Source organism: Trichloromonas sp. (assembly GCF_034006665.1).
GTDB lineage: Bacteria > Desulfobacterota > Desulfuromonadia > Desulfuromonadales > Trichloromonadaceae > Trichloromonas.
The window spans coordinates 1-6,114 of sequence record NZ_JAVESI010000083.1; the positions used below are offsets into that span (position 1 = coordinate 1).

5 protein-coding genes are annotated in these 6,114 nt (G+C 21.5%); 2 read left to right on the top strand and 3 right to left on the bottom strand.

The features are described from left to right. Nucleotides 1-679, bottom strand: a 679-nt coding sequence (locus RBR25_RS17340) for an RNA-guided endonuclease TnpB family protein (protein ID WP_432820798.1), incomplete at its 3' end; no start/stop codon positions are given. Nucleotides 680-896: 217 nt separating this feature from the next. Further along, nucleotides 897-1,319 carry a DUF7487 domain-containing protein gene (locus RBR25_RS17345; protein WP_432820799.1) on the bottom strand — a complete coding sequence of 141 codons (423 nt, stop codon included), beginning with the start codon at nucleotides 1,317-1,319 and terminating at the stop codon, nucleotides 897-899. Between the two features lie 119 nt (nucleotides 1,320-1,438). Between RBR25_RS17345 and RBR25_RS17350 the strand changes: the two genes are divergently transcribed. After that, nucleotides 1,439-2,812: a hypothetical protein gene (locus RBR25_RS17350; RefSeq protein ID WP_432820800.1), complete on the top strand. Its 1,374-nt coding sequence runs from the start codon at nucleotides 1,439-1,441 to the stop codon at nucleotides 2,810-2,812. Next, nucleotides 2,813-3,649: a class I SAM-dependent methyltransferase gene (locus tag RBR25_RS17355; protein ID WP_432820801.1), complete on the top strand. Its 837-nt coding sequence runs from the start codon at nucleotides 2,813-2,815 to the stop codon at nucleotides 3,647-3,649. Here RBR25_RS17355 and RBR25_RS17360 read toward each other — a convergent pair. After that, the coding region (locus RBR25_RS17360; protein WP_432820802.1) for a PAS domain S-box protein at nucleotides 3,639-6,114 on the bottom strand (2,476 nt) is incomplete at its 5' end. The genes RBR25_RS17355 and RBR25_RS17360 overlap by 11 nt on opposite strands.

Consider the following 6,114-nt stretch of genomic DNA (forward strand, 5'->3'; position numbering starts at 1 on the left):
AATGATTTGATCCTTTTTGTTTCCTTGCTAAAGAACGCTGCTCAACCCTTAACATTTTCATTGAAGATTTAAAGAAATCTTGGTTCTTGAATTTCTTTCCATCTGAAGTTATAACTAAATCTTTGATTCCCAAATCAATACCAACTGTTGTTTCCAGTCTTATCGGTTTCTTTTCAGGAAAAGGTTTTTTATTGTCTACTAAAATTGAAATGTAGTATTTGTTAGTCACTGATTTACTTATAGTTATAGTTTTTATATCACCTTTAAATTCTCGATGATAATCAATATCAACCATTTTAAGTTTTGGAATAAAGATTTGTTTTTTATTTTCACTTAAGTTAACTCCTTGATGAAGTTGAAATGTTTGTTTAGAATATTTATTTTTAAATTTTGGAAATCCTGAACCTTTAAAAAAATTTGTATAGGCGTTATCTAAGTTCCTGATTGCCATCTGTAAAGCCTGTGAAGGACTTTCATTTAACCATTCTATATCTTTCTTTAAATCAGTGATTTGTTTATTTAAGTCAAAACAAGTTAAATGTTTTTTGTTTGATGTATATGCTTGAATTTTAGTTTCTAAACCTAGATTATACACAAACCTGACTTGTCCAAAAATTTTTGAAAGAAGTTCTTTTTGATTTTGATCAGGATATATTCTATATTTGTAAGACTTTAACATTTTTACAGAATTTTTTTATGTTATGTAATTATATATTAAATTTAAAAGGTCACTTTTTTCCATTTTTAATGGATTTAATCGTTAAATTTATTTAAAATGTTAAAAATCAGTTGGCTAAAATGTTAAAAATCAGTTGGCTAAAATGTTAAAAATAATTAAAAATAATTTGAAATAATTTGAAATTCATCCAACAAACTGAAGATTTGTTGGTTTTCTTTCAAAAATCATATAAATTTGTTTTTTTTATTTTATTTTTAACTTTATCATTTTGTGTAAAATGTTTAACACCATATAATTCAATTGATGTTTTTTCTACTCTTTTTTTATATTCGTCTGTTTGTGTATAATATTCAGTTCCGAATTTATTAATTGATGTGTTTTTTACTTTTTGTTGAGCACATTTAGATGAACAACAATATATACCACCATTTTTAATATTTTTAATATATTTCTGAAACATTAATTGTTTTTCACTTCCACAAACATCACATTTAACATTTACTAAAATATGACTACCTTCATTTAAATTTATAGGATCTATATCTATAATATCCTTTAAATTACAATCTATACCTAAATTTTTAAAATGCGATATATTTTTTTTACTAACTTTAACTTTAATAATTTTATCTGTTAACATAATTGACCCTTATTTTTTTGGTGGTATTGGTATAACATATATATTAAATATATATAGTTGTTTTTTATTAAATTTAGATATTAAAATTTAATATATACATTAAAAATATTTCATATTAAATGAAAAAATTTAGTAATTATTATATAAATTATCATAATATTTTAAAAAATTCTATAATAGGATTTGAATTTGAATTTTATACATCTAAATCATATTATAAATTATTAGAAGTATTAAATAGAGAATTAGAACCAATAAAAGTATGGGGGCAAAGAAAATATCATAGTGATTTTAAACCTGACGATAAAAATTTTAAAATTGAACCAGATTTAAGTGGGGGTAATGATATGATTGAGTTAATTACAGGACCGATGAATTATACAGATTCAAAAATAATTCTACTAAAAATTCTAAATATTATTCAAAATAATGCATACACCGATGAAAAGTGTTCAATACATATTAATGTATCATTTGATAAAGATAAAGTAGATTCTACACTAGATAAATTGAATCCATTAAAATTGATATTAGATATAGATGAAGACTACATACTAAATATGTTTCCAAACAGAAAAAACAATTTTTATGCTAAATCGGTTAAAAAAATTATACCATTTAAAAATTATGAGTATTCTAGTAATGCAATAGATCATATACAGTCTAATATAGAATTACCAAACACAAAATATTATGGGGTTAATATTAAAAATTATACTGAAGGTAGATTAGAATATAGATATATTGGTGGTACTGATTATCATTATAAAACAAGAGAAATATTAGAACTAATGGACTATTTCATTTTATTAACATGGAATTGTATTGATAAAGAATTAGATGATGATGATGTTGAAAAATTATTAGATTATTTAAGTGATAATATTGCCAACTTCAAAAAATTTAATGATTTAGAAAATTTTATAGGTGAATTTCCATCAATAAGATTAGAAGTAGATAAAAATAATGAATTTTTTATTATTAAATCATATTATAATAAAATGTATGATAGATTATATGATTTATTAAATAATACATTTAATTTGAATGATGCTACTGTTAATTATGATACAGAGACAAATAAAATAGAAGTAGTTGATGCTTTTATAAAAGGAATATTTGATTTAAAATATTTAAATTTTATAGATTGTCGAATATTTGAAGGTACATATTATAAATCAGAATTTGATGAGTGTGATATTAAAAATTCACATATAGAGTCATGTAAAATAATAAATAGTGATGTATTTAATTGTAAATTAACAAATTGTGAAGTTAATAGTGACTGTGTATTGGATAAAGTTTATTTTTATGGTGGTTTTATGAATGGTGAAATGAAATCTGGTATATTTAGGGGAGGTGTTATAGGACCAGACGCTATCATAGGTGATGGTGTTAAACTAATAACCGATGATGATAATTATTTTGGTACATCTATAAAGAACGGTGTTGATAAAAAATCACAAAAAGATATAAAATTAATTAAAAAATAAATGAAAATATTAAAATTTAATGATTATTCAAACATAGAGTATAGAAAAGGTTCTTTAAAATATGGTGGGTTAATTACTAAGTTAATGGAATTTTTAAGAATATATAAAGATGATAATAATGAATTAGTATTTAATATAAAAGATTTTGAAAAAGAATCTAAAATAAAAATATCAGAAATAAAACAGTTATTATCATATGAAAATAGAAATAATCTTATAAATTTTGGAATTGAAATAAAAGGTGAACAAATAATATTTACAAATTTAACAAAAGACAAAAGTAGATTTTTTGAATCAATTAATGATAGTATTAGGAATGAGTATGAAATATATGGTGTTGATGATTTTTATAAAAATATAGGAGGAAATTATAAAAATCCGCATTTTGAAGACATTAAAAAATGTTTATATGAAATTGAAAAAAATAATAATGTTGTTTTTTCAAATGTTTTAGATTTAGGATCTGGTATAGGAGAAGTTACACAAATACTTAAAGATTTAGGTTATAGTAATATAGTCGGGTGTGATCCATATTTATATAATGAATATGTTGATAATACTGGATTATATTGTTTTAAATATTCTTTCAGTGATATACAAAAGGGATCATTAGATAATAAAGAATTTGATACAGTTATTGCCAGTTATTCATTACATTTATGTGATACGTCTATATTACCAGAAATATTATGGAGATTAAGTATGATTAGTAAAAATTTAGTCATATTATCTCCAAATAATAGGCCAGTTGTTAAAAAAGAAAATGGATGGGTATTAAATGATTCTTTTAAATTAGGTAAATGTAAATGTAGGATATTTGATTCTACTAATTCTTAGAATTTAAATATTCGTTAATCTTATCTTTTAATAAATTCCATTTTATTGGTTTAACCATATAAAAATTAGCTCCCATTTTATATGATTCTTCTTCACTATCTAACGAAGAATATCCAGACAGAGTTATTATATATGATTTTATATTATTATCTCTTATATATTTTATTAAATCATTACCATTACCATCTCCCAAATTTGTATCCATTAATATTACATCATATTGTTTTAATTTTATTAAATTGTAAAATTCATTACAATTTTTAGATCTTTCTATATTTATACCAGTTGGTTCTAATACAATTTCACACAATTTATAATTATCATCATCATCCTCTACGATTAATAAATTTTTATTGTTCCATTTATATTTTCTCTTAATAATTTTTTTATTTTCTTTTTTAACATTTTTTATATCACCTACTGGTAAATTAAAATAAAAAACTGTACCTTTATCTATAACTGATTCTAGCCATATTTTACCGCCTAATATTTCAATTATGGCTTTACTTATCGTTAATCCTAATCCTGTTCCTTCCTGTTTTTTTTCATTCTTATTTTCAATTTGAAAAAATCTATCAAATATTTTTGGTAAATTTTCACTAGATATACCAATACCAGTATCTTTAACAAAAAATATAACATTATCATTTTTAACACTATAACCGAATGTAATTTTACCATTTTTGGTAAATTTAATTGCATTTCCAACTAGATTATTTATAATTTGTTTTAATCTTTTTGGGTCAGTATTTATTACTATATCTTTTGTAGGTATATTTTTTTCAATTTTAATATTTGACTTATTTTTAGATTTTATAAGTTCAATGTATTCTTTTTCTGATTTATTTAATAAATCATTAAGATTAAATGGTTCTTTTTTAATTTTCATAACACCAGATTGTATTTTAGATAAGTCTATAATATCATCTATTAGTGTTAGTAATAAATTACTAGAATCATTTATAATATTAATGTATTCAGTTAATTTATTTTTAGGTGTTTTTTCATCTATTAAACTAGAAAAACCAATTATGGAGTTCATAGGTGTTCTTATTTCATGTGACATATTAGCTAAAAAAACACTTTTTAATCTGTCAGATTCTTCTGCTCTATCTTTTTCTTGTTTTAATTGTTCTTCATATTCCTTTATACTAGTTATATCATTAACCATAACAACTAACTCATTGGTAGTTGATAATTTATAAATAAAAAAATATCTCCATGTTTTTTTATTATTATTAATAAATTCAAAATTATTTATCTCAATTGGTTTACCGTTATTCCAAACATTTTTTAAATAATTTTTAAAATCATCTTTAATTAAATTAGGAAAAATTTCATATATATCTTTACCTATAACATCCTTCTCTTTTTTATTATCCATACATGATGATTTTTTATTCCATTCTATAAAATAAAAATCATCCCCTTTTATGGTTTTAAAAACCCATACCGCATTATTCATATTATCTAGTATATTCTTATATCTATCTTTACTTTCTTCTATTATTTTATCTGTTTTTACTTTATCTGATATATCTCTAACAATCCCAAATATTTCAACCGGATTATTACTACTATCAAAAACCATTTGTGTTTTAACATTTATAGGTACAATATCACCATTCTTTTTTATTAATGAAATTTCATATTCTGTTATCTTTTTTTCACCTACTAATTTACTTCTAATATTGTTTTGTATTTTTTTTAAATCATCTTTATACGGAATATATTTACTGATATTACTTCCTATTATTTCATCATTTTTATAACCAAATATATTAGCATCATTCATAGATGTAAAAGTACCATCTATTGACATTGTATATACTACATCTGGTACATGATAATATATTCTTCTATATTTAATTTCACTTTCTATAGTTCTTTTTCTTAATTCATATTCAGTTGTTATATCTCTAAAAACAATAACAATACCATCAATATTATTATTTTTATTTAGTATTAAAGATGCACTATCTGATATTCTTATACAATTACCATCTTTCGATTTTAATTTAGAACCTTCTTTAATAAAAAATGTTTTATTTGTTTTTATAACTTCTTTATATATATTTATTTTATTATTTTTATATGTGATATCAAAAACTTCATCTATATGCTTATACATGAAATCAGAATCTTCTAATTTAGTTAACTCTTTAGCAACAGGATTCATTAAAGTTATATATCCATTTTTGTCTGTAACTATAACACCATCTCCAATAGAATTAAGAGTTATATTTAATCTGTTTGCTTTATCTTCTAATTGGTTTGTTCTTTCTTTTACCTTTAATTCTAAAACAATTTGTTCTTTTCTTAACTCATCATCAATTAATTTCATCTTTAATAAAGTATTAACTTGATATAAAAATTCTTTATCCGATATATTGTCACTTATTATTAAGTCTGATAATATATCATATTCTAAATCATTTGTTAATATTATTATAGGTATGTGGTTT

Excerpts from the sequence above, each read along its gene's own strand:
- RBR25_RS17350 (WP_432820800.1), top strand. The coding sequence starts at position 1,439 with ATGAAAAAATTTAGTAATTATTATATAAATTATCATAATATTTTAAAA.
- RBR25_RS17355 (WP_432820801.1), top strand. The coding sequence starts at position 2,813 with ATGAAAATATTAAAATTTAATGATTATTCAAACATAGAGTATAGAAAA.
- RBR25_RS17345 (WP_432820799.1), bottom strand. The coding sequence starts at position 1,319 with ATGTTAACAGATAAAATTATTAAAGTTAAAGTTAGTAAAAAAAATATA.